Origin of the sequence: Paraburkholderia sp. SIMBA_054 (genome assembly GCF_046534875.1) — a bacterium.
GTDB lineage: Bacteria > Pseudomonadota > Gammaproteobacteria > Burkholderiales > Burkholderiaceae > Paraburkholderia > Paraburkholderia hospita.
The window spans coordinates 1-252 of record NZ_JAWRXV010001268.1; the positions used below are offsets into that span (position 1 = coordinate 1).

1 protein-coding gene is annotated in these 252 nt (G+C 43.3%); it reads left to right on the forward strand.

Annotated features, from left to right (window positions below; genetic code table 11):
- Window positions 1-51 precede the first annotated feature (51 nt).
- The coding region (locus SB822_RS59175; protein ID WP_410859386.1) for a TetR family transcriptional regulator at window positions 52-252 on the forward strand (201 nt) is incomplete at its 3' end.

Sequence of the window (252 nt, forward strand, 5' to 3'; positions counted from 1 at the left end):
GTATCAATAATAAGTGTCGCCGTTAGTCATCGGCCTTCGAGAAGGTAAAGAATGCGGAAAGCTGTCAAAAAGAGGCAAACCAACGAAATCAGACGACAGGATCTGATCCTTGCGACGCTGAATTCAATAGTCAAACATGGCTATCTGAATTCGACGATCAACACGATCAGTGAAGAATCTGGTTTTTCACGTGGATTGATAAACCACTATTTTGACAGCAAGGAAGATTTGCTGACCGCAGCACATCGCTAT